We start from the raw sequence: 25,794 nt of genomic DNA on the forward strand, positions 1-25,794 counted from the left end.
CTGTGGTATTCATTAATACAACTGAAAAACAGTGATATTTTCGCTGTTTCAAAGTAACATACGTTAATAAAGCCATTAAAGTTTTAGTGGACTGAAAGGAATGTACGTTCATGGAAAACGAAAGTATTGAATTTAAAGAAAGTAAATCAGGTTTTGGTAAAATCATAGCAGTACTAATTATAATAATCATAATAATAGGTGGTATCTGTGCTGTTATCAAGATAGATATAGGTAATATTGGAAGTAAATATGCTTATCCTGTTCTAAAGAATGTACCAGTATTAAATAATATCTTACCAAATGTGACTGAAGAAATATTAAGCGAAGATATGACAGCTGATGATAACTATGCATTCGAAAACATTGATGAAGCTGTAGAACGATTGAAGGTTACAGAAACTCTTTTGAAAGATAAAGAAATTGAAATAGAAAAGCTCTCAGAAGAATTAAAGTTATGTCAAGACGAAAATGCAAGGCTAAAAGTTTTTGAAGAGAATCAAGCAACTTTTGACGAAAAGAAAAAAGAATTTGATGAATTGGTAGTATTCGGCGAAGGCGTTCCAGATATCAGTAATTTTATTAGCTTTTATGAAGAAATGAAGCCAGAAAATGCTGCAAAAATATATGCAGAAGCTATCCAAATAGAGAAATATGACAAAGAAATTCTAGATATAGCATCATCATATGGACAGATGAAGGCTGCTAATGCAGCTGCCATATTAGCGAAGATGACAACTACATCTTCCAAAATGAAAATGGTTGTTCAAATCCTTAATAATATAGATAGCGAACAGCGGGGAGCAATACTCGGTGCTATGGACACAAAGACAGCGGCAAAAATCACTGAATATATGTTTCCAAAAAAATAAGAAGAGATGTCAGTCTGATTTCTCTAGTTAAAGGAAGGAGGCGAAAAGAATGGTTACAATGGTTGCCAGTAAAATGGATTTAGCAGTTGGGGTTAAAAGTAATGTCAAAACTAACAATGAAAAAGCTGCTGACAGTAATTTCAATGAAATACTTAATCAACAATCTAACAATAAAATAAAACAGGATAATGTAGAAAAACCTGTTACTAAGGTTAAACCTACAAATAATAATCAACATAAGATAAAAAATACAGAAAAACCAGTGCAAGATGAGCCTGAAGGTGAAGTTGATTTAGAGGAATTAGAAGCAGATATTGTTGATCAAGTAACTGAAAAATTGAACATCACAGAAGAACAATTAAATGAAATGTTAGCCCAGCTTAATATGACTATTTTTGATTTACTTTTACCTGACAAACTCAATACGTTTCTAATGGCTTTGTACAATGTTGAAGATTCACTTGAGTTATTGATGTTACCTGATGCAGCAGTTAATGTAAAAGAATTAAAAACAGAACTTAGTGATTTAAGTGAAGATTGCAATTTAGAAAAAGAAGACATCAAGGAACTTATTGCAGAAATGAATCAAGAGAATGATACAAAAACAACTAATGACCAAGTTACAGAAACAAATGATACAAAGATCTCTAAGGAACAAGTTGCTTCAGCAGAACAAGAATCAAATAATGATAAGAATCAAATGCCAGAGATAAAGATAACAGATAATAGAACTGAAAAAAGTGATGTGGCAAATGATGATGCAAAAGTTGAAGATGTAGGTAATAGTAGTAAAGAGATTCCTGACAATGTACAGAACATAACAATCAATCAAAATGTACAAAAAGTAGAAGTTGTTGACCAAAGTGGTGAGAAACACATTCTTACATATAACATTAATACTGAAGAAGTAATTGACCAGATTGTATCTAGTTTCAAAGTCAATCTAACTGATGATGTAAACAAGATGTTTATTCAACTTAGACCTGAACATCTAGGAAAACTTGCTTTTTCACTTACAACCCAAGAAGGTGTTGTTACTGCTAATTTCATGGCAGAAAATCCAGCTGTAAAAGAATTAATAGAAGCTAACTTAGCAAATCTCAGAATGTCACTGCAAGAACAAGGTATTGTTGTGGACAAGCTAGAAGTAGTAGTAACAGATAATAATATGTTCAATGAAAACAATAATCCTAAGCAATTTAATGAGAACAATAATAAAAAAAGAAGAGCTGCTAAGATGATGAAAATTAATAATGGCTTGGATGGGGAAGTTGTGGAAGATTTATTGGAAGATGATGAAAATATATCATCTAGCATAGAAAACAATAATTCAATTGATTATTCCGTATAAGGAGGGATATATTATGGCAGATATTTCAAACACTAATACTCAAAGTAATGTTGTTAAAGATATCATGGATAAATATGGTATTGATACTCTGAAAACAAGCAAAAAGACTAATGACTTAGATAAAGATGCTTTTCTTAACTTATTAGTAACTCAAATGAGATATCAAGATCCTCTTAATCCTACACAAGATAAAGATTTCTTGGCACAGATGGCACAATTTTCAGCTTTAGAGCAAATGCAAAACTTAAATACAAGTGCTTCAATGTCTAGAGCATATGAATTAATGAATAAAGATATTTTTGCTAATATTGTTAATCCAGTTAGTTTAGAGATAACTCCTGTAGCAGGAACCGTTAGGGGAGTATTCATGCAAAATGGTAAGGTATTTCTAAAAGTTGGTGAGGTAGATGTTCCACTTGAAAAAGTTGAAGGCGTCTTAGCTCCAATAGATTTACTAGAATTAAATAAGAAAGTTGAAGAGATAAGTAAAGACATTGCTAAAATACAAGAGAAATATGCTCCAGGAGAAGATGATGATTCCGATGAAGATGAATCAGATGATGCTGACAAAGCTACAGAAACTAAGTAGATGCTAGTAGGTGAATGACATGAAGATTAATCCTTCTATGTATAATGTTTCAACTAATAAAGTAAAAGTAAATAAAAATCAGATTAAAACTAATAGTAATTTTAATTCCAAAGTTGATGATTTCAGTAAGGTCTTACAAGAAAAATTAAGTAAAACTAGTGAACTGAATTTTTCAAAACATGCTAATATGCGCCTTAATTCAAGGAAAATAAAATTTTCAGATGAACAGTTAAAGAGAATTAATAAAGGCATAGATGAAGCAAAAGAAAAAGGGATTAAAGATTCATTAGTTCTTATTGATGATGTAGCTTTAATTGTTAACATTAAGAATAAGACTGTTGTTACAGCCATGGAAAAATCAGAACAAGATAATAAAGTTTTTACTAATATCGATGGTGCTGTCATTATATAAACTGGACCTCATAGAGGGGGTTTTAATCTCTGACTGACAGATGAGATTATTTGACTGCACGAAAAAAAGGAGGTTATTATTATGATGCGTTCTATGTACTCTGGTGTATCAGGTTTAAGAATACACCAAACTAGAATGGATGTTATAGGTAACAATATTGCAAATGTTAATACAACAGGTTTTAAGTCAGGAAGAGTAACTTTTAATGAAATATTCAGTCAAACTTTGCAAGGTGCAAGTGGGGCTAGTGAATCTATAGGTGGCCGAAATCCTATGCAGGTAGGACTTGGTGCTAATATTTCATCTATTGATACATTAATGACTGAAGGTGCTGCACAGAGAACTGATAATCCTCTTGATATGAAGATTCAAGGTGATGGATTCTTTATCTTGAAAAGTGCGGGTGGTTTTAAGTTTTCAAGGGCAGGAGCTTTTAGATTGGATGAGGTAGGTAATTTAGTTAATCCAGAAGGTTTAAATGTTATGGGATGGCAACCAGATGCACAAGGGAATATAGTTAAAGAAAAAGTGTCAAAAATACAAATTCTTAAGCCAGAAAATGTTTTTTCTAAACCTACTAAAACTGGTAAAGCACATTTATCAGGAAATATTAATAAAAATGACGATAATTTGACGACACCTGTTTCTGGACCTACTGGAATAGCTACAACATTTAGTATTTATGATAGTCAAGGATATAAATATACAGTTGATGCTAGAATAAATAGTACTGTAAACACAGATGAGTATACTATTAGAATCGACAGTATTAAGGATGATAAGGGTAATAAAATTAGTTATTCTAACCCCGCCGCCCTTCCTATTATTAGCTTTGATTCTGATGGAAAACTAGATATAACAGGTACTAGTTCAATTACTCTTACCGGTATTACGAATTCAAATTCGGGTGCAGATTTTGCAGAAATAGAAATAGATTTAAAAGGATTAACTCAATTTGGTGGAAAAACAACAGTTGAAGGTGTTGCAGGAGATACTGACGGTCTTGAGGCAGGAAACCCAGCAGGGGTTATAGCTGGTTTCGATATAGGACCAGATGGTAAAATTCTTGGTAAATATACCAATGATCAAACTAAACTGTTAGGTCAGATTGCTTTAGCTAAATTTCAGAATCCAGCAGGACTTCAAAAATCAGGAAATAATCTTTTTGAAGTAACTAATAACTCAGGTGAATTCGACGGTATAGGTGTTGACCCTACAGCAGACGGCGGCAGCCTCAACGGTGGAGTCCTTGAAATGTCCAACGTAGACTTATCAAGGGAATTCACTGATATGATTACTACCCAAAGAGGATTCCAAGCTAACTCAAGAATAATTACTGCTTCAGATGAAATGCTTCAAGAACTTGTTAATCTTAAACGATAATAATAATTAATAAATAACTAATATATTAGTGGCTGGTTAAGCACTAGCCACTAATAAAAAATTATTAAAAGGTGATTGTATGATATATGTTACAAAGCTTAATAATGAGGAAATAGTTATTAATTCAGACTTGATAGAAGTCATAGAGGAAACACCTAATACTATAATAACTCTGACAACTGGTAAAAAAATCATAACTAAGGATTCATCTAAAGATATTATAGATAAGGTTATTACATATAAAAGAAAAATTGGTATAGAGATTCAATAACCAATTATTCATAAATGCTTATTGTTACTTTAGTAGGTTATTATATATTAAACTAATCTATAACCTTACTTAGTATAGAATAAATAGGCAATTAAGTTTCTATATTAAATGGGTAAAAAGTATTGCCTATTAACAAGAATCATTAAAGTGAGGTGAAAACGTTGGATTTAGCTACTATTGGAGGTTTGGTCGCAGGTATTTTCTTTATTCTCAGCTCTATACTTATGAAAGGGCAAATATCAAGTTTCACTGATGCAGCTTCTGTAATGATTACTATCGGTGGAGCATTCGCAGCGACTTTAATATCTTATCCTCTTTCTGATTTTATTAAATCCATCAAAGCTGCAGCATTAGTATTTAAGAGTAAACAGCTTAATGAAGGAGACATAATAAAGAAAATAATAGAATTATCTAATATTGCTAGAAAAGAAGGATTACTTGCGTTAGAAGAAGCTGCAGAATCTATTGATGATGAATTTATGAAAAAAGGGATTCTATTAATTGTTGATGGTACTGACCCTGAATTGGTAAGGAACATACTTGAAACAGAGCTAGTATTTATTGAAGGCAGACATAAAAATGTTCAAAGCTTTTGGGAAAAAGTAGGAGAATTTGGTCCTGCCTGGGGTATGATAGGTACATTGATTGGACTTATCGCCATGTTAAAAACAATGAATGATCCAAGTACAATTGGTGGTAATATGTCAGTTGCTTTGATAACTACATTGTATGGTTCTCTACTAGCCAATTTTATTGCATTACCTTTTGCAAATAAAATGAAAGTTATAAGTGAATCTGAAATACTATTAAAAGAAGTTTCAATAGAAGGATTACTTTCTATTCAAGCAGGAGAAAACCCTCGAGTAATTGAAGAAAAATTAAAAGCTTTCTTAGCACCTAGCTTAAGAAATGAAATAAGTAAAAACCAAGATGGTGAAGAGGGTGAGATAAATGGCTAGAAAAAGAAAGACAGAAGGAGGCAAATCTGGTTCACCAGCTTGGATGAGTACATATGGAGATTTAGTTACCCTATTACTTTGTTTCTTTGTTTTACTTTTTTCCATGTCAAGTATCGATGTTGCGAAATTCAAAGCTGCAATGAGCTCTTTTAGGAACCAAATAGATATTTTGCCTGGAGGCAGTTCACTTACAGATGATGAATTGATATCTAATGGTATAAGTCAGGTAAACGGTCTTGAGACTATATTTGACAATAAAATACCGTTAGAAGAACAAGGTGAAGAAGATGCAGATCTAACTAAGAGTAAACTAGAAGAAGCTAAAAAAGATGCAGAAGACATTAACGAATACTTAAAAAAAGAAGGATATGAAAACGAAGTTGAAGTAGAGTACAATTCAAATATTATTAAGCTAACTATTGAAGGTGAGATATTATTTGAGAGTGGACATGCTGAATTAACTCCTGATGCTATTAAATTAGTAGATGTTATATCTGTAAAAGTAAAAGAATTATTAGCAGATAAAACAATACAGATAGAAGGTCATACAGATAATAGACCAATCAGTACCGTTAGATATCCTAGTAACTGGGAACTATCCCAAGCTAGAGCTATAGCGGTTGGATATAGATTGATAAAAGAACATAATATTGACCCTTCTAAAATTGCCGCTACGGGTTACGGAGAATACCGTCCATTAACAGACAATAGTACACCCGAAGGGCGTGCTATAAATAGGCGAGTAGAAATTAAGCTTGTTAGTGAGGAGTATAAAAATATTGATGAGCTTAACGAAGTAGAAGAAGTAGAATAGAGGTGAACTAATGGCAAAGGAAAAGAAAGTTAAAGTGAAAAGTGAAAAAGATAATGGAAAATTAGTATTAATGATTGGAGTAATTTTGATTGTTTGTTCTGTAATTCTATTAGGTATTTCAGTATTTATTTTGAAGCCTTCAGGAAACTCAGATAAAGCAGAACAAGTAAAGGATCCCGACAAGATACCTCTAAGTCAAATAGAAAGTTATGAAACAGAAAATATGGTGGTAATATTACCTTCTATTGATAACCCAGATAAACGAATGAGTTTTACTTTCTATGTAGGTTTTGCGCTAGATAAGAAGAGCAAAGATTTAAAAGATACAAAAACTTTACTTGAAGAAAGCAAAGGCTTAATAAAATCTAGAATTTCAGCATTGTTAAGTGATAAATATTCAGAAGATATGTTAAAGCAAGATACTCAACAAGTGCTTTCTGATGAGATATTTGATATGATGATTGAAATGTTAGATACAGACGCTCTTGTAGAAGTATATATTAGAGATTTCCTATATAGATAAATTAATACACTTACTGTAGGAGGTGAGGATATGGGTGAAGTCTTATCACAACACGAAATTGATGATTTGTTGAATGCATTGAATACTGGTGAATTAGACGTAGATGAATATCGTTCTAATGCTAATGAAAAACAAATTAAAGATTATGATTTTGCTAGACCATCAAAATTTTCAAAAGAACAGCTAAGAACATTAGAAATTATTTTTGAACATTATGCAAGATTAATTTCTACGACTTTACCTGCATACTTAAGAACTGCGACGCAAGTGGATGTTGTAAACTCCGAAGCAATTTCGTATTCTGAGTTTGCAAATGCATTATCAAATCCTATATTGTTAGGAGTTGTTGATTTTTCACCATTAAAGGGGTCATTTGTTGTTGATTTATCAGTAAATATAGGGTATGCTATTATTGATAGATTGCTTGGTGGAAAGGGAGAACCACTTGATAGAGAGAGAGATTTTTCAGAGATAGAAGTACTATTGATTGAAAAAATATTAGTTATTTGTTTACAAAATATGAGAGAGCCATGGAAGAATGTTGTAGAATTATCTCCTAGATTAGAGAAGATAGAAACTAATTCACAATTTGCTCAGGTAATATCTCCAACTGATGTAGTTGCCCTTATTACATTAAGTATAAAAATAGGTCCAGTAGAAGGCTTAATGAATTTTTGTATACCATATTTATGTTTAGAACCAATTATGGACAAGTTAAATACGAAATATTGGTTCTCAACAATACAAAATACCAATGAAGAATTATATAAAGAAATCATTGAACATCAAATAGATAATGTTAAAATACCAATAAAAGCAGTTCTTGGTCAATCTAGTATTTCAGTAAATGATTTTGTTAATCTTCAAAAAGGAGATATTATTAAACTTAACAATAAAGTAGATTCTGAAATGGAAGTCTACGTAGGTAATATCAAAAAGTTCAAAGGAAAACCTGGTGTTTTTAATCATAAAAATGCTATAAAAATAACTTCTATTATTAGGGAGGAGGAATAAGCAATGGATGAAATGTTATCTCAAGAGGAAATAAATGCCCTTTTACAGGGATTAGATGATACAAGTAGCAGTAGTGAAGGAACTGAGTATCAATTAAATGATGCTGAGAAAGATGCAATTGGTGAAATATCAAATATAAGTATGGGTACTGCTGCAACAACATTATTTTCTTTAGTTAATCAAAAAGTTGTAATTACTACACCAACAGTTTCAGTTTCTAACTGGAAAGATCTATCTAAAGATTTTGTTAAGCCATGTGTTGCTATTCAAATTGTATATAAAGAAGGATTAGAAGGAACTAATTTATTAATGCTTCACGAAGATGATGTGAAAATTATTGCAGATTTAATGATGGGTGGTGAAGGTAAAATTACAGATTCACCATTATCAGATCTTCATCTTAGCGCAATAAGTGAAGCTATGAATCAAATGATAGGTTCAGCAGCAACTTCCATGTCTTCTATGTTTGCTAAGAAAATAGATATTAATCCTCCTTCATCAAATATTGTGGATTTCGATGTAGAAGAATCAGAAGAATTTGCTGAATTTCTTAATAAAGAATTCCTTAAGGTATCTTTTAAGATGCAAATAGGTGATTTGGTTGATAGTGAAATGATGCAGTTATACCCAATGGAATTTGCAAAAGACATATATGAGAATTTTATGGCTTGTCAAGAAGAAGCAGCGGCAGAAGAAGAGACAGAAAAAGAAATACCAGTAGAAAAACCTGTTGAACCTACTCCTAACAAGCAGATGTCTAATCAAAGAATGCAAATGCCTAACCAAATGAGTGGATATAGTAATATGTATAATCAGGGTTCGGAAAATCAATTTAGAAATATTGATGTGCAGCAGGCTCAATTCCAGGATTTTGATATTAATGCTGTAATGCAACAAAAAGAAAATATTGATTTAATAATGGATGTACCATTAGAGGTTACTGTTGAGCTAGGAAGAACTAGTAAACCAATTAAAGAAATACTAGAATTTGCACCTGGAACAATAATTGAGCTTAAAAAACTAGCCGGCGAACCAATTGATGTATTAGTCAATGGAAAAAATGTTGCAAAAGGTGAAGTAGTTGTTATTGATGAAAATTTTGGTATCAGAATCACCGATATCATTAAAAACAACCACCAAAGCCTAATTAATTAATATTATTAAGAGGAGAGATTTCTATGGGAAAGAATATTTTAATCGTTGATGACGCTGCTTTTATGAGAATGATGATAAAGGACATTTTAACCAAGAATGGTTATAATGTTGTTGGAGAAGCTGAAAATGGAATAAAAGCTGTTGAAAAATATAATGAATTTAAACCTGATTTAGTAATTATGGATATCACAATGCCTGAGATGGATGGTATTGAGGCTGTTAAAACTATCAAAGGAAATGATAGTAATGCTGTAATAATAATGTGTTCTGCAATGGGACAACAAGCTATGGTTATTGAATCTATACAAGCTGGAGCAAAAGATTTTATCGTTAAGCCTTTCCAGGCGGAGCGTGTTATTGAAGCTGTTTCAAAAGTTATAGGATAATCATATGACTGCATATTATCTATATTCAGGACAAAGTGAATGGTGGCAAGTTATAGTTTTATTGGTATTATTTATTTTAGTATTAGTTGGAGCTTATTATGTAACAAGGGTATTTGGAAGATTTCAGATTAAAAAAGGGTCTAGCCAAAATATACATCAGCTTGAGTCTATTTCAGTTGGGCCTCAAAAATTCATTCAATTAATAAAAATTGGTGATGAATATATCTTGATAGGTATTACTAAAGATAAGATTACATTTCTTAAAGAGATAGATAAAGACAATATTGATTTAAGTAAATATAATAAAGAGAAGATTGCTCAAGTTACTCCATTTAACAAGCAACTTGAGAAATTTCTAGGTAAGAAATAAAATGTACATAATGGAGTAGATTTAATGAGGCATATTAAATTAAAACACATAAAACAGATATCAAAAATTATTTTATTAGTAAGTATTATCTATATTGTTACTTCATTTAACAATACTAAAGTATTTGCTACTGCTGATAGTCCAATTCCTTTTTCTATTGATTTTAATGTTAGTGCAGCAGAGAACGGAAAGGATGTGGTTAGCAGTTTACAAATTTTATTTATATTAACTTTAATTGCATTAGCACCTTCTATTTTAGTAATGATGACATCATTTACTAGAATAATAGTTGTTTTACACTTTGTACGATCGGCACTTGCTACTCAACAAACGCCGCCTAATCAAGTACTGGTAGGGTTAGCATTATTTATTACATTGTTTGTTATGGCACCAGTAATGTCCGATGTTAATGAAACAGCATTACAACCTTATTCGGCGGGAGAGATATCCCAAGATGAAGCTATTAAAAAAGGGTTGGAGCCTATAAGAAAATTTATGCTGAATCAAGTAAATGATAAAGATTTGGCGCTGTTTTTAGATATTGCAGAGAGTAGAAGTGTTACTGAAATCGAAGATATTCCAACAAGCGTTCTAATTCCTGCTTTTATTATTAGTGAACTAAGAGCTGCTTTTATTATTGGATTTTTAATATATATACCATTTATAGTTATAGATATGGTTGTAGCATCTACACTGATGTCAATGGGTATGATGATGCTTCCGCCAGTTATGATTTCATTACCTTTTAAATTATTACTTTTTATACTTGCAGATGGATGGAATTTAATTATTGGTGAATTAGTTAAAACCATTAGACTATGATGAATGTTTTTGGCGTAATATCGAAAGGATGGTTGTAGTATGAACCAAGATATGATTATAGATGTAGCTAGGGAAGCTTTACTAACAGTTATAAGTGTAGCAGGCCCATTGTTATTATTGGCTTTGACAGTGGGATTATTAGTAAGTATATTTCAAACGGTTACATCTATACAAGAGCCTACATTAGCTTTTGTACCTAAAATATTAGCTGTATTTCTTGGATTGGTTTTATTTGGACCTTGGATGCTTAATAAACTTTTAACACTAATTACAAGTTTATACTCTAAGTTTGGTTCATTTATAATTAATTAGGAGATTTGCTATGGAGTTACTATTAAACGATCCTTTTACATATTTAGATATATTTTTACTTATATTTGTTAGAATGATTAGCTTTTTTATATCAGTACCTTTGTTTGGTATTAGAACCATTCCTAAGACAGCCAAGATAACTATGGCATTTTTCATGGCTGTTATTATTATAAATCTAAATCCTATGGAGATAGATGTTACAAGTGCTAGTGTTGTACCTTATGCATTACTAGTCGTTAAGGAATTCATAGTAGGATGGCTTATAGGTTTTGGAGCTTATTTGGCTTTTTCTATTATAACTTTAGCTGGACAATTAATAGACTATCAAATTGGATTTACAATGGTTAATGTTTTTGACCCATTAAGCCAGATTCAGTTAACAATTACAGGTAATCTATATTACTATTTATTATTATTGATGATGTTAGCAACAAATACACATTTTTTTCTCATAAAAGCGTTAACAGAAAGTTTTAAATGGATACCACTGGGAAAAGCAGTAATTAGACCTGGCTTATATACATCTGTTCTATCATTTTTTACAGAGTACTTTGTCATAGCTCTAAAAATAGCTGCTCCTATGATTGGCGTTATGCTTATAATAAACGTAGTACTAGGTATATTAGCTAGGGCTACACCACAAATGAATATGTTCGTTATCGGACTTCCACTTAAGTTAATGGTAGGATTAGTTGTTTTATTAATTACTTTATCGGTATTTCCAAATGTAAGTGGGTGGATATTTGATAGGATGTTAAGTTTTGTTGATTTGATTATAAAAGGAATGAGTTCATAATATGGCCTATTTTCTGGAAAAAAAAGTGATTATAGCTTATAATCTTCAATTTTTTGCTGGAAGTAATGATGGTGGAGAAAAAACTGAAAAACCAACAGAACGTAAAAGGACAAAAGCTAGAGAAGAAGGACAAGTTGCAAAAAGCATGGAAGTTACAACTGCACTTATGTTAGTAATAATGTTTTCTGCGATTAAGTTATTTACTCCTTATATATATGAAAAACTACAGAATATGTATAAACATGTATACTCTAAATTTAAACTAGCCACTGATGAGTTAACTATAAATTTTGCTGTAGAAATAGTTAAATACACTCTTACTGGTATATTAGAAATCTTACTTCCTTTTTTTGCTATTGTAGTGGCAATTGGTTTAGTTGGTAATTTCCTTCAAGTTGGATGGAAACCATCAGCAAAAACAATGAAGCCGAAATTCAATAAATTAAGTCCTTTACAAGGTTTTAAAAGACTTTTTTCATTACGTTCACTGATGGAATTGTTAAAGGCATTGCTTAAGATAAGTATAATTATAGTTATTGTTTACTTCAGTATCAAAGGGAAAGAAGATCTTATACTATTAGTATATGATTTATCTTTGCTTGATGGATTAAAACTGATGACTGATTTAGCTCTTGATATTGGTATTAAGGTAGGGGCATTTTATATTATTGTTGCTGTAGTTGATTATATATATCAAAGATATTCTTTGGAAAAACAATTGAAAATGACAAAACAAGAAGTTAAACAGGAGTATAAAGAAACAGAAGGTAATCCAGAAATCAAATCAAAAATTCGTCAGAAAATGCGAGAGGCTTCAATGAAGAGAATGATGCAAGATTTACCTAATGCAGATGTAATTATTACGAATCCAACGCATTTTGCTGTTGCTATAAAATATGATAGTGAAGAGTCGTTAGCCCCTGTGGTAATAGCAAAGGGTGTTGATATATTAGCAGCAAAGATTAAAAGTGTAGCTATTGATAATGATATAGAAATTGTTGAGAATAAACCGTTAGCTAGGACTTTGTATTATACAGTTGATATAGGTAACGAAATACCTGCAGAGTTATATCAGACTGTAGCAGAGGTATTAGCATTTGTTTACAATCTTAAGAAAAATAAGGAGGGCTAGGCATTATGAAGATAAAAGTCGGGGACATTGCATTAGGACTATTTGTTATTCTTGCTATTGTTATAATGATAGTGCCAATGAACACTCTCCTACTAGACATATTAATCACACTTAATATTACATTAGCATTAATTATATTATTTAATGCTTTATTTGCACAAGAAGCATTGAATATGTCTTCTTTTCCAACAATACTGCTTTTTATTACTATCTATCGTTTATCATTGAACCTTTCTTCTACAAGGTCAATACTTACTAGTGGTGAAGCTGGTGATGTTATTGAAACATTTGGTAGATTTGTTGGTGGAGATGATATTGTTGTAGGAATAGTTATGTTCATTATATTAATTATTGTTCAATTTCTTGTTATAACCAAAGGTTCAGAGAGAGTATCAGAAGTATCCGCAAGATTCACTTTGGATGCTATGCCTGGTAAACAGATGGCTATAGATGCAGATCTAAACTCTGGACTTATAGATGAGATGCAGGCTAAGGAAAGAAGAACAAAAATTCAGGATGAAGCATCCTTCTATGGGGCAATGGATGGTGCTAGTAAATATGTAAAAGGTGATGCAATAACAGGTTTGATTATTACATTTATCAATATTGTAGGTGGTTTAGTCATTGGTAGTACTAGAGGAGGTCTTAGTATAAATGAAGCCTTCCAAAAGTATACAATCCTTACAATCGGAGATGGACTTGTAAGCCAGATTCCAGCTCTATTAATATCTTTGGCGACAGGTATATTAGTTACAAAAGTTTCCAAAGAGGCAGAAGTTGGAGACCAGTTAATGCAACAACTGTTCTCACTTCCAAAAGTATTATATTTTAGTGGAAGTGTATTGGTGTTTTTAGGTATTTTTACACCACTTCCTTTTTTAATAGTTTCTGTAGCAGGTATTTTAGCAATTGTATCAGCTTGGAAAATGCAGAACAATATGCAAATTCAGGCAGTGGATCAAGAAATATCTACTGAGGATATTGAAGCGGAAGAGATTAGAAAACCAGAGAATGTTGTTTCTTTATTACAAGTTGACCCTATAGAGCTTGAATTTGGTTATGGTATTATTCCGCTAGCCGATGTAAATCAAGGTGGAGATTTATTAGATAGAGTAGTAATGATTAGACGTCAGATAGCTCTTGAACTTGGAACTATCGTTCCTATCATAAGACTAAGGGATAATATACAGTTAAACCCTAATCAATATATAATTAAAATAAAAGGAATTAAAGTTGCTGAAGGTGAAATTATTTTTGATCACTATATGGCAATGAATCCAGGTTTTGTTGAAGAAGAATTAGACGGAATAGAAACAGTTGAACCTGCATTTAATCTACCAGCCTTATGGATAACTGAAAACCAAAGAGAAAGAGCAGAAACTATTGGGTATACAGTAGTTGATCCCCCATCAATTATTGCTACTCATCTTACTGAAGTAATTAAGAAACATCTTGATGAACTTATGACAAGACAAGATGTACAGACTCTAATAAATAATGTCAAAGAAAGTAACCCTACATTAGTTGATGAATTGGTACCAAAATTACTTAGCGTAGGTGAAGTACAAAAAGTTCTTATGAACCTATTGAATGAAGGAGTTTCAATAAGGGATTTGGTTACTATCTTTGAGACATTAGCTGATAATGCTATTACCAACAGAGATACTGATATATTAACTGAATATGTTAGACAAAGTCTAAAACGGGCGATATCATCCACATTTTTTGATGAAAGCGAAAGTAATAGTGTAATTACTTTGGACCCAGGTTTAGAGCAAAAGATAATGGATAGTGTAAAGAATACAGAACAAGGTACATATTTGGCGTTAGATCCAGAAATTACTGCTAAGATATTTAATTCTGTTGAGCAAGAAACCAATAAATTAAGTTCAATAGGTCGTACCCCTATATTATTAACTTCTCCTATTGTAAGAATTTATTTTAGACGCCTTACAGAAGAGCAATATCCAGATTTGATTATATTATCTTACAATGAATTGGATGCTAATGCAGAAATACAATCAGTAGGGATGGTGAGTATTGGTTGAAAATAAAGCAATTTGAAGCAAATACAGAAAAAGAAGCTATGTTACAGGTCAAAGAAGAATTTGGAAAAGAAGCTTTAATAGTAAGTGTAAAAAACATTAAGCCAAAAGGTATTTTTAAGTTATTTAAACATCCATGTGTTCAAGTTACAGCGGCTCTTGAAGATAAAGAAGCTGCTGCAGCGAATGAAAAACAAATTATGGACAAAAAAGTATTAGAAACAGAAGAAAAATATGATAATATATATCATTCAAAGTCCATAGAAAATATTGAAGATAAACTTAATAAACTTGAACAGATTATTAGAAATGGTGAAAAAGATAATAATCTAATCATTGAAAAAGAGCAAGTATCTGAAAAAAACATACCGTTGATAAATTTGATATATAGTCAGTTAATTAAGAATGAAGTCAATGAAAAAGTTGCGAACAAAATAATGTTTGGCTTAAATGAGTCTTTATCAAAAGGTAATATAAAGATGAATGATTTGGTTTCAATAATATATAAAAGGATAATAAATGAATTAGGTGATATTGAAACGGTTGATTTCAGCGGTACAGGACCTAAGATTATTACTTTTATTGGTCCTACAGGAGTTGGTAAAACAACAACAATAGCAAAACTCGCATCTTACTTTGCACTGAATAATGATAAAAGTATCGGATTGATAACTGCTGATACATATAGAATTGCTGCAGTTGAACAATTAAGAACTTTTGCAAAAATATTGAATATACCTGTTGAAGTGGTTTATAATAATGAAGATATAAAATCATCCATAAAAAGATTTGAGGATAAAGATTTAATAATCATTGATACAGCAGGCAGATCTCATAAAAATAGTGAAAAATTAGACGATATGGAAGAACTATTGAGTCTTATTCCTAGAAATGAAGTATACTTAGTCTTAAGTGTTACAACTAAATATAAAGATTTAATAAGTATTGCTGAGAGTTATATGAATATAACAGATTTTAAAGTTATCTTTACTAAATTAGATGAGTCAATATGTGTAGGTAACATACTTAATTTTAGGTATAAGTTAGGAGTAAAGTTATCCTATGTGACATTTGGACAGAATGTACCTGATGATATAACAGAAGTTAATCCACATAACATTGCAAAAAGTTTATTAGGGGGACAAGGATAACTATGGATCAAGCTATTAACTTACGGAATATGATGAGAAAAAAGCAGTCATTCAGTAATAAAAGTTCTTCTAAAGTAATAACTGTAACTAGCGGAAAAGGTGGAGTAGGCAAATCTAATGTATCAGTTAACCTAGCGATTAATTTCAAGAAAATGGGTAAGAGGGTCGTTATATTTGATGCAGATTTCGGACTTGCTAACATAGAAGTTATATTTGGGATTATACCTAAACACAACCTTTTTGATTTGATCTATAATGGTATGAGTATAGAAGAGGTTTTAACTTCAGGTCCCCTTGGAATAGAATTCATATCAGGTGGTTCAGGAGTGCAAGAGTTAATTAATTTATCCAAAGACCAATTGAATTTCTTGAATGAAAAATTACTGGAACTAGACCATTTAGCAGATATCATAATAATTGATACAGGTGCAGGTATATCAGATTCAGTATTAGATTTTATCGTTTCTTCTAATGAAGTTATTTTGGTAACTACACCAGAACCAACTTCAATAACTGACGCTTATGCTGTATTAAAAGCACTGAAAAATAGAAAAAGAGAGGATTACAAATCTACAGATATTAACTTATTAGTTAATAGAGTGTCCAGCGAATCTGAAGGACTAGAAATATACAATAAACTTAATAAGGTTACCAATAAATTTTTAGGTATAGGATTAAATAATATAGGGTTTTTGCCACAAGATAGTTACTTAACAAAAGCAGTTATCCAACAAAAACCTGTATCTATATTATATCCCAGATCAAAAGTATCAAAAGCTTTTGAAGTTATAGCTGACAACTTATTGAACCATAGCACTTATAAAGCTAAACAAGATGTTGGACTTAGAAGTGTTTTTAATAATTTAATGAAATTTAAAAAGTACAAATAAGGTGGTAAATATGATACACAAAGCATTAGCATTAGGAGATAAGGTTGAAGTATCAAGATTGAAATTTAATACAAATGAAACTTATAAAAATGAGAAAGTATATGTTAGTATAATACAAGATATTAATGACGATGAAATAATAATATCTGCTCCAGTTGAAAATGGAAAGATTATTCCTCTAGAGGTAGGAGCATCTTATATCTTATCTATATATACTAAAGGTGGATTATATAAATGTAAGTCTTCAGTTAAGAATAGGTATAAGAAACAAGAGTTGCATTTGATTACAATGGAAGTTAAATCTGCAATGGAGAAAAGCCAAAGAAGACAATATTTTAGATTGGAATGCATTCTTTCTATTCTTTTTGCAGATATAAATGAGGATACATGGAGTGAAGGACTAATTGTAGATATAAGTGGCGGGGGGCTAAGATTTACCTCAAAAATGAAGATGGATGCTGGTTCTACATTAAAATGTAAACTAAACTTAAACAGTAACAACAAAGCAGATACTATAGAACTTAAAGGTAATGTTATATTATCTGATATAGTAGACTTTGAGACAATGAAATATGAAACAAGAATTATGTTTGATGATATTTCAAATGAGGACAGAGAAAAGATAATTAAATTTATCTTTGAAGAAGAGCGTAAGAGACGAAAGCGAAAAAAAGGACTGTGATGATATGGGCATAATGAAGAAAAAAATACTTATTATTGATGACTCTGCATTCATGAGAAGAGTTATATCTGATATAATTAAAAGTGATTCTAGGTGTGAAGTAATAGGAACTGCAAAAAATGGAAAAGAAGGGATTGTAAAGATAAAAGAGTTAAATCCAGATGTTGTAACCCTTGATATTGAAATGCCAATTATGAATGGTTTACAGATGTTAGAGCAACTAAAAGCTCTTAACCTTAATGTTCCAGTAATTGTAATGAGTACTTTAGCTATTGAAGGAAGAGAAGAGACTATTAAAGCACTTGAACTTGGAGCAATCGATTTTGTTACTAAACCTCAAAACATATTTAAAGTCAATACAGAGGAAATGAAAAATAGTTTAGTTGAAAAATTATTAATGGCAGTTAATATTAATAATTCTGGAATATCTCAATTAAAACCTATTGAGACAATTGAAAAAAGGACAAAACCATTCATTCAAGCTAGGAGAAAAGGCTGTTTATGTAAAAATAAAATAGTTGCTATTGGTTGTTCAACTGGCGGACCTAGGGCTCTTCAATATGTCTTACCATATTTACCTAGTAATCTAGATGCAGGAATTATTATTGTACAACATATGCCAGCAGGATTTACAAAGTCTCTAGCTGACCGACTTAATCAATTAAGTGATATACACATTAAAGAGGCTGAAGATGGTGATGTGATTGAAAATGGTACAGCATATATTGCACCAGGTAATTACCATATGAAGGTAATTCAAGATAATAATTGCAAGATGATTATAAGATTATCGAAAGATGAACCTCTTAGAGGACATAGGCCAGCTGTAGATGTTATGATGAATTCTTTAGTTGACATTAATATCAAAGATCTTACAGGTGTAATCATGACAGGTATGGGAAGTGATGGAACAGAAGGTCTTGTTAATCTTAAAAAAAGCCATAAGATTCATATAATCGCCCAAAATGAAGAAACATGTGTTGTATATGGAATGCCTAAAGCTGTTGTTGCTAAGGGTATTGCTGATGAAATAGTACCATTAGAATCAATATCAGACTCAATACTTAAGAAAGTGGGGGTACTTTAATGGATATAAGCCAATATCTAGAAATATTTATCGAAGAATCAAAGGAACATTTACAAAGTTTAAATGAATCGTTATTGGAACTTGAAAAAAACACAGATAACGTAGAATTAATTAATGAAGTTTTTAGAGTTGCTCATACTTTGAAAGGTATGGCTGCTACAATGGGGTATAAACGGATGCAGAAGTTAACACATGATATGGAAAATGTGTTATCTGAAATTAGGAATGGAAGCATTAAAGTAGAAGCTAATCTACTAGACGTACTATTTCAATGTCTAGATGCATTAGAACAATATGTTGATTTAATTGTTGAATCTGGTTCAGAAGGAGACAATGATAATCAAAATATTATTGATAAACTTAATATGATATTGAATAATGAGATTCACGAATCTGATACTACTAATAATACAGAGAGTACTAATGATACATCTGTGAAAGAAGAATCATTATCAGATTCAGAAAAAAGGAAACATCTTAATATCAATTTTACTGATTTTGAAAAAAATGCAATCAGTAAAGCTTATGAAGAAGATTTTAAGGTGTATGGAATAACTATCTATATTAGTGAAAGTTGTGTTCTAAAATCAGCTAGAGCTTTTATTGTATTTAGAACCCTTGAAAAATTAGGACAAGTTATAAAGTCATATCCTGCAGTTCAAGACATTGAAGATGAAAAATTTGATACTAATTTCTCTACCTTCATAGTAACTAAAGAGGATTCTTCTAATATAATAAAAGAATTAAGTTCTATTGCTGAAGTTACAGAAGTGTTAACTGATGAAGTAAATATCCCTGAACAAAAACAAGAGGTTGTAGATCAACAAACTAATGTAGCAGGTAATGATAAAAAAACTAATAAAGAGAAAAATACTTCTAATAAAACCAATTTGTCAAAGCCAAAAACAAATAGAACTGTAAGAGTAGATATAGAAAGACTTGATACTCTTATGAATTTGGTAAGTGAGCTTATTATTATAAAAAATGGTTTAGAAACTATAGAATTAAAAAATACCAGCCAGAATTTTAATGAACAAATAGAATATCTGGAAAGGATAACTACTAATTTACATGATGCTGTTATGAAAGTCAGAATGGTTCCAATAGAACGTGTATTTAATCGTTTCCCAAGACTGATTCGTGACTTATCCAGAAAACTTAATAAAAAGATTGAATTACATATGTCTGGTGAAGAAACTGAACTTGATAGAACAGTTATAGATGAGATAGGTGATCCTTTAGTTCATTTATTAAGAAATGCAGGAGATCATGGATTAGAGACTCCAGATGTAAGGGTGAAAGCTGGCAAAGACCCAGTAGGTAATATTGACCTTAGAGCCTATCAAGATGGAAATAATGTAATTATTGAAGTTAACGATGATGGTAATGGTATTGATGTAAATAAGATTAAAAATAAAGCTATAAGTAATGGTGTTCTATCAGCAGAACAAGCTGATAGTATGAACGACCAAGAGATCATTGAATTATTATTCAGACCAAGCTTCAGTACTGCAGAAAAAATATCAGATGTATCTGGCAGGGGTGTAGGTCTAGACGTAGTTAAGACTAAAATAGAGGCTCTTGGTGGTGATATTGAAGTTAAGACAGAACTTAATAAGGGCAGTAAGTTTATTATTAGACTACCTCTTACACTTGCTATTATACAAGCTCTTATGGTTAATCTTGGTGAAGAAAAATATGCAATACCTCTAAACACTATTCAAAATATAGAGGATGTATTAATTTCTGATATCAAATATATTCAAAATCAAGAAGTCATTAATCTTAGAGGTCATGTAATACCAATTATAAGGCTACATGATAAATTAGATATTCCAAGTGTTGATGCCGAAAAAGATTCTTTAACAGTAGTTATTGTAAATAAAGGAGAAAAACAAGCAGGAATAGTAGTTGATTCTCTGATTGGACAACAAGAGATAGTAATTAAAACACTAGGTAAATATTTAACTAATATCAAATTGATTGCTGGAGCTACTATACTTGGTGATGGTGAGGTTGCATTAATTTTGGATGTCAATTCATTAGTATAATAGGAGGGCCTAAAATGGAAGAAAATAAAAATCAAGAGTTAATACAATTTATAGTTGCAAAAATTGGTCATGAGCAATACGGAGTTAATATACAATTTGTACATAATATTGAAAGAATGTTAAAAGTTACCAGGGTTCCAAAAGCGCCATACTATATAAAAGGTGTTATTAATTTAAGAGGAGATATTATTCCTGTAATGAGTTTAAGGTTGAAATTTGGGCTAGAACCAGATGAGTATACTAATAACACAAGAATTATTATAGTAAAATTAGATGGTAATCCAATGGGACTAATTGTTGATGAAGTAAAAGAAGTCATAAACTTGACTGAAGAAGATATTGAAAAAATATCAAAAGATTCCAGTGACGAGAGATCAAATTATGTTCAAGGTGTTGGTAAGATAGGAAAAGAATTAGTAACACTACTTAATATTGATGGCTTAATAAATACTAATGATTAAACGACTAAACTGACTAGATATAATAGACTAAAAATGAGTGTTTCATGTCTTATGTGAAGGGATTGGATATTTTAATGGATAATATTAATATTGATACTTTAGATAATATACAGCTGGATGTTTTAAGAGAACTTGGTAATATTGGGGCAGGTAATGCTACAACTGCTCTCTCTCAAATGATTAACAAAAAAATTGATATGGGAGTACCTAAGGTTAATATATCTGAATTCAAGGAGCTATCAGAGGTATTAGGCGGTGCTGAAAATCAAGTTGTTGGAATACTTCTTAATGTTGAAGGTGAAATCAATGGAATGATGATGTTTGTACTTGAAAAGGTATCTGCACATAATTTAGTTAATATTCTTATGGGAAAAGAGTTAAATACATTTGAAGATTTTACTGAAATAGATTTATCCGCTTTAAAAGAAATAGGAAATATTATAACTGGTGCATATTTAAATTCATTATCATCATTAACTAATTTAAAAATCATATCATCTATACCATATATGGCTATTGACATGGCTGGAGCAATACTGAGTGTACCTGCTATTGAATTTGGTAAAATTGGGGACAAAGCATTATTAATACAAACAGAATTTGGCGAAGGTGAGGATAAAGTATTCGGCAACTTTATATTGATTCCTGATGTTAAATCCTATGGGACAATATTAAAATCTCTAGGGATAACAGAATAATATATGGAAGAGAAAATAAAGGTTGGGATGGCAGACCTTAATGTCTGTGCTTCCCCAGGTATACTGACAACGCTTGGACTAGGTTCATGTGTAGGTATTGTGCTATATGATCCAATTAAGAAGGTTGGAGGACTTGCACATATTATGCTACCCGATAGTACTCAGATAAAAAACAATAGCAATTTGGCAAAATTTGCAGACACTGGTATAAAAAAATTAATTGATGATATGACTAAATTAGGTGCCAACAAAAATCGACTTGTAGCAAAGTTGGCAGGAGGAGCACAGATGTTCTCATTCAAAAGCAGCAACGATTTAATGAGAATAGGTGAAAGAAATGTTGAAGCATCTGTTAAGATGTTGAAAACGTTAGGAATAAAGATACTTTCACAGGATACAGGTGAAAACTATGGTAGAACAATAGAATTTTATACAGAAAACGGAGATTTATTAATTAAAACAATTGGTAAAGACATAAAAATCATATAAGGATGGTAAGCAACATGGTTAGAAATTTACGTATCATAATAATGCTTATAGCAGGCATTATTGTTTGTATACTAGGTTTAATGAATAGATATGATATCAAAACACTAACTATTACAATGATTATCGTTTTAGCTATATTCTTCATCTTAGGTTCTATCATACAAAAAATAATCAATAGGTTATATGCACAGGTAGATAAGAGAGAAAAAGAAAAGAAGCTTAACGAACTAAATAAAAACTTAGAAGAAATCGATAATAAAGATGACGATAATGAAGAAATAGAAGATGATAATGAACCCGTAGAAGATGATAAAATAGACTAAAAACTTTAACGGAGGCTAAAATGGATGAGAAGAGTAGGGTAATATTATGGCAAAAGTATTCAAAGCAAAAATCATTTGATATAAAAGAAAAGTTAATAATAGAATATGCACAATTGGTTAAGGTTGTAGCTGGAAGACTAAATATGTATCTGGGTAATAATGTTGAATACGAAGACCTTGTAGGTTATGGAGTTTTTGGTCTAATTGATGCAATAGATAAATTTAATTTTGAAAAGGGAGTTAAGTTCGAGACTTATGCCTCACTTAGAATTAGAGGTGCAATATTAGATAATATAAGACGTATGGACTGGATTCCAAGATCACTTAGGAAAAAACAAAAACTAATAGACAATGCTAACTCCAAATTAGAAAATGCTCTAGGGCGATTGGCAACTGATGAGGAGATAGCTTGTGAGCTTGATATAACTCTAAAAGAATATAAAAAGTGGTTGAATCAAACGAAATTATTAACCTTAACATCACTTGAAGAATATATTGAGCAAGGAAGCGAAATTAGAATTGAGCCTATGAACAAATCTAGATACACGCAGCCTGAAAGAGTTGTTGAGAAAAATGAACTTAAGGAAATTCTAGCTGAGGTTATTGATAATTTATTGGAAAACGAAAAGCGGGTTATAGTTTTATACTATTTTGAAGAATTAACGTTAAAAGAAATAAGTCAGATTTTAGGGGTATCTGAGTCAAGGGTATCTCAGATACATACTAAGGCACTAAAAAAATTAAAAATAAAGTTGGGTAATAACATGGAACTTTTAGCAGGTTTCTAGGGGAGTGATAATATGGATACCAATATTTATGATGGATATTTTAATTTATTAAACAAAGAAGATGGTTTGTATATTAAGTTGTTTCCAAGCAAAGATAATGGAAAGAACATAGAACTAGACGACATAGTTACAACTTTGGAGAACAAGAATATTATTAACTTCGATAAAGATCTATTAATCAAAGAATTAAATTCTTTAGAAGAGGTAAAAGAATTCAAAATATCCGATTCTATCATAGAAACAATTAATGAGACTATGGATATAAATGTTTCTATGGATAAATTAAGTGTTTATATTAGATTTTATCCTCCTGTCGGAGAGGGGAAAACTCTATCAAGTGCAGAGATAGCTCAGAAATTGAAAGAGAAAAATATTGTATTTGGAATAGAGTATGAAAAAATCGAATTAACCAGAAAAAATAGGAAATATAATCAAGATATTTTAATAGCAAAAGGATTAAAACCTATAAAAGGAAAAGATGGCAGAATAGAATATCTGTTTGATACAGAGAAAAAATTAAAACCTCATATGAATAATGATGGTACCGTAGATTACCATAAGCTTAATCTTATAACTAACGTTAAAAGTGGTGATGTGTTGGCAAGGTTAATACCAGAAGAAGAGGGGATAATTGGTAAAAATGTATATGGAGATGAAATACAACCACCAAAAGTAAAAGCTAAAAAATTATATTTTGGTAAGAATACAAAAGTAAGAGAGAATACATTATATGCCATAAAAGATGGACAAGTAAAACTTGATGATGGAAAAGTATTAGTTCTAGATTATCTTGAGATTCCTGGTAATGTTGATAATTCTACTGGAGACATTGAATTTTTTGGTACTGTTCTTGTACGTGGCAATGTGCTTACTGGATATACTGTTAAAGCCAAAGGTGATGTTGAAGTTAGCGGCGTAGTTGAAGGTGCACATATTGTTGCTGATGGTAATATTGTTCTCCATAGAGGAATACAAGGTATGGATAGAGGAATAATTGAAGCAAAAGGTAACGTTATGGCTAAATATATTGAAAATAGCAAAGTAACAGCAGGTGGATGCATACACTCTGATGCTATTCTACACAGTGAGGTTTCTTGCAAAGGGAATATTTTAGTAGATGGTAAAAAAGGATTAATATCAGGCGGAACAGTAAGATCAGGTGTAGAAGTCAGTGCTAAAGTAATTGGGTCTCATATGGGCACAGTAACTACCATAGATGTAGGTGTTGACCCGACATATATTGATGAATTTAACGAGTTACAAAAAGATATTAAGCAATTAACAAAAGAAGAACTTAAATTGACTCAGATAATAAATCTGTTGAACAAGAAAAAAAGGATTAGCGGAGATCTTGATGAAGAAAAAAAAGAGATGTTAATATCAGCTACTAGAAGTAAAATATTTGTAAGTAACAAATTAGCTACCAGTAGGAAAAGATACGGTGAGATGGTTGACAATATTGATAATAAGAATATAGGTAAAGTTAAAGTAATAGGTAATATTTATCCTGGTGTCAGGGTATCTATTGGCAATGTGAAATATTATGTAAGAAAAGATATTAAATATTGTGTTATGTATCAAGATGGTGCCGATATAAAAGTTGCAAGTTATAATTAAATTAGAAAGATATAAGAGGAGGTAATACTATGTCAATAAGACCTCTAGATATGCAAGTCATGTTACCTAAGACTCAAGAGATTGCAAATATTAAACATCTTGACCAGCAGAAAGCTAATATAAATCAACACAATATAGCTCATTCCATGGAGAGTAAAGTTGAGAATGAGACTAAAAATGTTGTCAAATCCAATGAAAATGAAAAGGCATACTCCAGACCAGATGCCAAGAAAAAAGGTAATAACAAGTACCAAAATAATAAGAAGAAAAAAGATAATAAAAAAGAAGACTCTGATAAAGGCAAGAAAAATCATGTTGGAAGAACAAAAATAGATATTAGGATATAATCATTAA

Annotated in this window: 30 protein-coding genes; all 30 read left to right on the plus strand. The window is 31.0% G+C overall.

Translation table 11 applies throughout. The features are described 5' to 3' along the window. The first annotated feature begins 110 nt into the window (after nucleotides 1-110). The 30 genes from AACQ14_RS09970 (at nucleotide 111) to AACQ14_RS10115 (ending at nucleotide 25,787) form a co-directional block, all read left to right on the plus strand. Nucleotides 111-869: a MotE family protein gene (locus AACQ14_RS09970; protein WP_339363433.1), complete on the plus strand. Its 759-nt coding sequence runs from the start codon at nucleotides 111-113 to the stop codon at nucleotides 867-869. Between the two features lie 49 nt (nucleotides 870-918). After that, the gene (locus AACQ14_RS09975; RefSeq protein WP_339363434.1) at nucleotides 919-2,220 is read left to right on the plus strand and encodes a flagellar hook-length control protein FliK; all 1,302 of its coding nucleotides are present in this window, start codon (nucleotides 919-921) and stop codon (nucleotides 2,218-2,220) included. A 13-nt stretch (nucleotides 2,221-2,233) separates the two neighbouring features. Continuing rightward, nucleotides 2,234-2,809 (plus strand): flagellar hook capping FlgD N-terminal domain-containing protein, encoded by a 576-nt coding sequence (locus AACQ14_RS09980; protein WP_339363435.1) that lies wholly within the window; start codon nucleotides 2,234-2,236, stop codon nucleotides 2,807-2,809. Between the two features lie 19 nt (nucleotides 2,810-2,828). Next, a complete protein-coding gene (locus AACQ14_RS09985) occupies nucleotides 2,829-3,221 on the plus strand; it encodes a TIGR02530 family flagellar biosynthesis protein (RefSeq protein WP_339363436.1) in 393 nt (130 codons plus the stop codon). 81 nt (nucleotides 3,222-3,302) lie between these two features. After that, a complete protein-coding gene (locus AACQ14_RS09990) occupies nucleotides 3,303-4,604 on the plus strand; it encodes a flagellar hook protein FlgE (protein ID WP_339363437.1) in 1,302 nt (433 codons plus the stop codon). Nucleotides 4,605-4,683: 79 nt separating this feature from the next. Further along, on the plus strand, nucleotides 4,684-4,875 hold the full coding sequence (locus AACQ14_RS09995) for a flagellar FlbD family protein (protein ID WP_339363438.1): 192 nt from the start codon (nucleotides 4,684-4,686) through the stop codon (nucleotides 4,873-4,875). 224 nt (nucleotides 4,876-5,099) lie between these two features. Further along, nucleotides 5,100-5,834, plus strand: coding sequence for a motility protein A (locus AACQ14_RS10000; RefSeq protein ID WP_339363439.1), 735 nt, complete (start codon nucleotides 5,100-5,102; stop codon nucleotides 5,832-5,834). Further along, the gene (locus tag AACQ14_RS10005) at nucleotides 5,827-6,648 is read left to right on the plus strand and encodes an OmpA family protein (RefSeq protein WP_339363440.1); all 822 of its coding nucleotides are present in this window, start codon (nucleotides 5,827-5,829) and stop codon (nucleotides 6,646-6,648) included. The genes AACQ14_RS10000 and AACQ14_RS10005 overlap by 8 nt, the downstream gene beginning before the upstream one ends. Before the next feature lie 10 nt (nucleotides 6,649-6,658). Beyond that, complete coding sequence (locus AACQ14_RS10010; protein WP_339363441.1) at nucleotides 6,659-7,171, plus strand: flagellar basal body-associated FliL family protein; 513 nt, start codon at nucleotides 6,659-6,661, stop codon at nucleotides 7,169-7,171. 30 nt (nucleotides 7,172-7,201) lie between these two features. Then, nucleotides 7,202-8,185, plus strand: coding sequence for a flagellar motor switch protein FliM (fliM, locus tag AACQ14_RS10015; RefSeq protein ID WP_339363442.1), 984 nt, complete (start codon nucleotides 7,202-7,204; stop codon nucleotides 8,183-8,185). A gap of 3 nt (nucleotides 8,186-8,188) precedes the next feature. Next, the gene (gene fliY / locus AACQ14_RS10020) at nucleotides 8,189-9,340 is read left to right on the plus strand and encodes a flagellar motor switch phosphatase FliY (RefSeq protein ID WP_339363443.1); all 1,152 of its coding nucleotides are present in this window, start codon (nucleotides 8,189-8,191) and stop codon (nucleotides 9,338-9,340) included. Nucleotides 9,341-9,363: 23 nt separating this feature from the next. After that, entirely contained in the window at nucleotides 9,364-9,726 is a 363-nt protein-coding gene (locus tag AACQ14_RS10025) for a response regulator (RefSeq protein ID WP_339363444.1), read from the plus strand. A gap of 4 nt (nucleotides 9,727-9,730) precedes the next feature. After that, nucleotides 9,731-10,096 carry a flagellar biosynthetic protein FliO gene (gene fliO, locus AACQ14_RS10030; protein ID WP_339363445.1) on the plus strand — a complete coding sequence of 122 codons (366 nt, stop codon included), beginning with the start codon at nucleotides 9,731-9,733 and terminating at the stop codon, nucleotides 10,094-10,096. A 24-nt stretch (nucleotides 10,097-10,120) separates the two neighbouring features. Beyond that, a complete protein-coding gene (fliP, locus tag AACQ14_RS10035; protein WP_339363446.1) occupies nucleotides 10,121-10,918 on the plus strand; it encodes a flagellar type III secretion system pore protein FliP in 798 nt (265 codons plus the stop codon). A 39-nt stretch (nucleotides 10,919-10,957) separates the two neighbouring features. Then, nucleotides 10,958-11,230 (plus strand): flagellar biosynthesis protein FliQ, encoded by a 273-nt coding sequence (fliQ, locus tag AACQ14_RS10040; protein ID WP_113675203.1) that lies wholly within the window; start codon nucleotides 10,958-10,960, stop codon nucleotides 11,228-11,230. A 10-nt stretch (nucleotides 11,231-11,240) separates the two neighbouring features. Next, nucleotides 11,241-12,026 (plus strand): flagellar biosynthetic protein FliR, encoded by a 786-nt coding sequence (fliR, locus tag AACQ14_RS10045; RefSeq protein ID WP_339363447.1) that lies wholly within the window; start codon nucleotides 11,241-11,243, stop codon nucleotides 12,024-12,026. Nucleotide 12,027: 1 nt separating this feature from the next. After that, on the plus strand, nucleotides 12,028-13,158 hold the full coding sequence (gene flhB, locus AACQ14_RS10050; protein ID WP_339363448.1) for a flagellar biosynthesis protein FlhB: 1,131 nt from the start codon (nucleotides 12,028-12,030) through the stop codon (nucleotides 13,156-13,158). A 5-nt stretch (nucleotides 13,159-13,163) separates the two neighbouring features. Then, nucleotides 13,164-15,206, plus strand: a complete 2,043-nt coding sequence (gene flhA / locus AACQ14_RS10055; RefSeq protein WP_339363449.1) for a flagellar biosynthesis protein FlhA — start codon at nucleotides 13,164-13,166, stop codon at nucleotides 15,204-15,206. Continuing rightward, nucleotides 15,203-16,354, plus strand: a complete 1,152-nt coding sequence (gene flhF, locus AACQ14_RS10060; RefSeq protein ID WP_339363450.1) for a flagellar biosynthesis protein FlhF — start codon at nucleotides 15,203-15,205, stop codon at nucleotides 16,352-16,354. The genes flhA and flhF overlap by 4 nt, the downstream gene beginning before the upstream one ends. A gap of 2 nt (nucleotides 16,355-16,356) precedes the next feature. Continuing rightward, nucleotides 16,357-17,244 (plus strand): MinD/ParA family protein, encoded by an 888-nt coding sequence (locus tag AACQ14_RS10065; protein ID WP_339363452.1) that lies wholly within the window; start codon nucleotides 16,357-16,359, stop codon nucleotides 17,242-17,244. Between the two features lie 10 nt (nucleotides 17,245-17,254). Next, a complete protein-coding gene (locus tag AACQ14_RS10070; RefSeq protein WP_339363454.1) occupies nucleotides 17,255-17,926 on the plus strand; it encodes a flagellar brake protein in 672 nt (223 codons plus the stop codon). Continuing rightward, on the plus strand, nucleotides 17,883-19,013 hold the full coding sequence (locus tag AACQ14_RS10075; RefSeq protein ID WP_339363455.1) for a protein-glutamate methylesterase/protein-glutamine glutaminase: 1,131 nt from the start codon (nucleotides 17,883-17,885) through the stop codon (nucleotides 19,011-19,013). Before AACQ14_RS10070 ends, AACQ14_RS10075 begins: the two co-directional genes overlap by 44 nt. Continuing rightward, a complete protein-coding gene (locus AACQ14_RS10080) occupies nucleotides 19,013-21,064 on the plus strand; it encodes a chemotaxis protein CheA (protein ID WP_339363456.1) in 2,052 nt (683 codons plus the stop codon). The genes AACQ14_RS10075 and AACQ14_RS10080 overlap by 1 nt, the downstream gene beginning before the upstream one ends. Nucleotides 21,065-21,078: 14 nt before the next feature. Next, the gene (locus AACQ14_RS10085; RefSeq protein WP_339363457.1) at nucleotides 21,079-21,525 is read left to right on the plus strand and encodes a chemotaxis protein CheW; all 447 of its coding nucleotides are present in this window, start codon (nucleotides 21,079-21,081) and stop codon (nucleotides 21,523-21,525) included. A 74-nt stretch (nucleotides 21,526-21,599) separates the two neighbouring features. After that, complete coding sequence (locus AACQ14_RS10090; RefSeq protein ID WP_339363458.1) at nucleotides 21,600-22,223, plus strand: chemotaxis protein CheC; 624 nt, start codon at nucleotides 21,600-21,602, stop codon at nucleotides 22,221-22,223. 3 nt (nucleotides 22,224-22,226) lie between these two features. Next, nucleotides 22,227-22,712, plus strand: a complete 486-nt coding sequence (locus AACQ14_RS10095) for a chemotaxis protein CheD (RefSeq protein WP_339363459.1) — start codon at nucleotides 22,227-22,229, stop codon at nucleotides 22,710-22,712. A 14-nt stretch (nucleotides 22,713-22,726) separates the two neighbouring features. Continuing rightward, entirely contained in the window at nucleotides 22,727-23,035 is a 309-nt protein-coding gene (locus AACQ14_RS10100; RefSeq protein WP_339363460.1) for a hypothetical protein, read from the plus strand. A gap of 20 nt (nucleotides 23,036-23,055) precedes the next feature. Next, nucleotides 23,056-23,823, plus strand: a complete 768-nt coding sequence (locus AACQ14_RS10105) for a FliA/WhiG family RNA polymerase sigma factor (protein WP_339363461.1) — start codon at nucleotides 23,056-23,058, stop codon at nucleotides 23,821-23,823. Between the two features lie 12 nt (nucleotides 23,824-23,835). Further along, complete coding sequence (locus AACQ14_RS10110) at nucleotides 23,836-25,440, plus strand: DUF342 domain-containing protein (protein WP_339363462.1); 1,605 nt, start codon at nucleotides 23,836-23,838, stop codon at nucleotides 25,438-25,440. Nucleotides 25,441-25,469: 29 nt separating this feature from the next. Beyond that, the gene (locus AACQ14_RS10115; RefSeq protein WP_113675189.1) at nucleotides 25,470-25,787 is read left to right on the plus strand and encodes a hypothetical protein; all 318 of its coding nucleotides are present in this window, start codon (nucleotides 25,470-25,472) and stop codon (nucleotides 25,785-25,787) included. Nucleotides 25,788-25,794 lie beyond the last annotated feature (7 nt).

The sequence above is a fragment of the Vallitalea maricola genome (assembly GCF_036985595.1).
Taxonomy (GTDB): Bacteria; Bacillota; Clostridia; order Lachnospirales; family Vallitaleaceae; genus Vallitalea; species Vallitalea maricola.

What these genes read in the sequence shown, in the direction of transcription:
- AACQ14_RS10005 (WP_339363440.1), top strand. Translation starts at nt 5,827, where the DNA reads ATGGCTAGAAAAAGAAAGACAGAAGGAGGCAAATCTGGTTCACCAGCT.
- fliP (WP_339363446.1), top strand. Translation starts at nt 10,121, where the DNA reads ATGAGGCATATTAAATTAAAACACATAAAACAGATATCAAAAATTATT.
- flhB (WP_339363448.1), top strand. Translation starts at nt 12,028, where the DNA reads ATGGCCTATTTTCTGGAAAAAAAAGTGATTATAGCTTATAATCTTCAA.
- AACQ14_RS09995 (WP_339363438.1), top strand. Translation starts at nt 4,684, where the DNA reads ATGATATATGTTACAAAGCTTAATAATGAGGAAATAGTTATTAATTCA.
- AACQ14_RS09975 (WP_339363434.1), top strand. Translation starts at nt 919, where the DNA reads ATGGTTACAATGGTTGCCAGTAAAATGGATTTAGCAGTTGGGGTTAAA.
- AACQ14_RS10065 (WP_339363452.1), top strand. Translation starts at nt 16,357, where the DNA reads ATGGATCAAGCTATTAACTTACGGAATATGATGAGAAAAAAGCAGTCA.
- AACQ14_RS10105 (WP_339363461.1), top strand. Translation starts at nt 23,056, where the DNA reads ATGGATGAGAAGAGTAGGGTAATATTATGGCAAAAGTATTCAAAGCAA.
- fliQ (WP_113675203.1), top strand. Translation starts at nt 10,958, where the DNA reads ATGAACCAAGATATGATTATAGATGTAGCTAGGGAAGCTTTACTAACA.
- AACQ14_RS09985 (WP_339363436.1), top strand. Translation starts at nt 2,829, where the DNA reads ATGAAGATTAATCCTTCTATGTATAATGTTTCAACTAATAAAGTAAAA.
- flhA (WP_339363449.1), top strand. Translation starts at nt 13,164, where the DNA reads ATGAAGATAAAAGTCGGGGACATTGCATTAGGACTATTTGTTATTCTT.
- fliM (WP_339363442.1), top strand. Translation starts at nt 7,202, where the DNA reads ATGGGTGAAGTCTTATCACAACACGAAATTGATGATTTGTTGAATGCA.
- fliO (WP_339363445.1), top strand. Translation starts at nt 9,731, where the DNA reads ATGACTGCATATTATCTATATTCAGGACAAAGTGAATGGTGGCAAGTT.
- AACQ14_RS10115 (WP_113675189.1), top strand. Translation starts at nt 25,470, where the DNA reads ATGTCAATAAGACCTCTAGATATGCAAGTCATGTTACCTAAGACTCAA.
- AACQ14_RS10000 (WP_339363439.1), top strand. Translation starts at nt 5,100, where the DNA reads ATGAAAGGGCAAATATCAAGTTTCACTGATGCAGCTTCTGTAATGATT.
- fliY (WP_339363443.1), top strand. Translation starts at nt 8,189, where the DNA reads ATGGATGAAATGTTATCTCAAGAGGAAATAAATGCCCTTTTACAGGGA.
- AACQ14_RS10095 (WP_339363459.1), top strand. Translation starts at nt 22,227, where the DNA reads ATGGAAGAGAAAATAAAGGTTGGGATGGCAGACCTTAATGTCTGTGCT.
- fliR (WP_339363447.1), top strand. Translation starts at nt 11,241, where the DNA reads ATGGAGTTACTATTAAACGATCCTTTTACATATTTAGATATATTTTTA.
- AACQ14_RS10025 (WP_339363444.1), top strand. Translation starts at nt 9,364, where the DNA reads ATGGGAAAGAATATTTTAATCGTTGATGACGCTGCTTTTATGAGAATG.
- AACQ14_RS10070 (WP_339363454.1), top strand. Translation starts at nt 17,255, where the DNA reads ATGATACACAAAGCATTAGCATTAGGAGATAAGGTTGAAGTATCAAGA.
- AACQ14_RS10090 (WP_339363458.1), top strand. Translation starts at nt 21,600, where the DNA reads ATGGATAATATTAATATTGATACTTTAGATAATATACAGCTGGATGTT.
- AACQ14_RS10080 (WP_339363456.1), top strand. Translation starts at nt 19,013, where the DNA reads ATGGATATAAGCCAATATCTAGAAATATTTATCGAAGAATCAAAGGAA.
- AACQ14_RS10085 (WP_339363457.1), top strand. Translation starts at nt 21,079, where the DNA reads ATGGAAGAAAATAAAAATCAAGAGTTAATACAATTTATAGTTGCAAAA.
- AACQ14_RS09970 (WP_339363433.1), top strand. Translation starts at nt 111, where the DNA reads ATGGAAAACGAAAGTATTGAATTTAAAGAAAGTAAATCAGGTTTTGGT.
- AACQ14_RS10110 (WP_339363462.1), top strand. Translation starts at nt 23,836, where the DNA reads ATGGATACCAATATTTATGATGGATATTTTAATTTATTAAACAAAGAA.
- AACQ14_RS10010 (WP_339363441.1), top strand. Translation starts at nt 6,659, where the DNA reads ATGGCAAAGGAAAAGAAAGTTAAAGTGAAAAGTGAAAAAGATAATGGA.
- AACQ14_RS10100 (WP_339363460.1), top strand. Translation starts at nt 22,727, where the DNA reads ATGGTTAGAAATTTACGTATCATAATAATGCTTATAGCAGGCATTATT.
- AACQ14_RS09990 (WP_339363437.1), top strand. Translation starts at nt 3,303, where the DNA reads ATGATGCGTTCTATGTACTCTGGTGTATCAGGTTTAAGAATACACCAA.
- AACQ14_RS09980 (WP_339363435.1), top strand. Translation starts at nt 2,234, where the DNA reads ATGGCAGATATTTCAAACACTAATACTCAAAGTAATGTTGTTAAAGAT.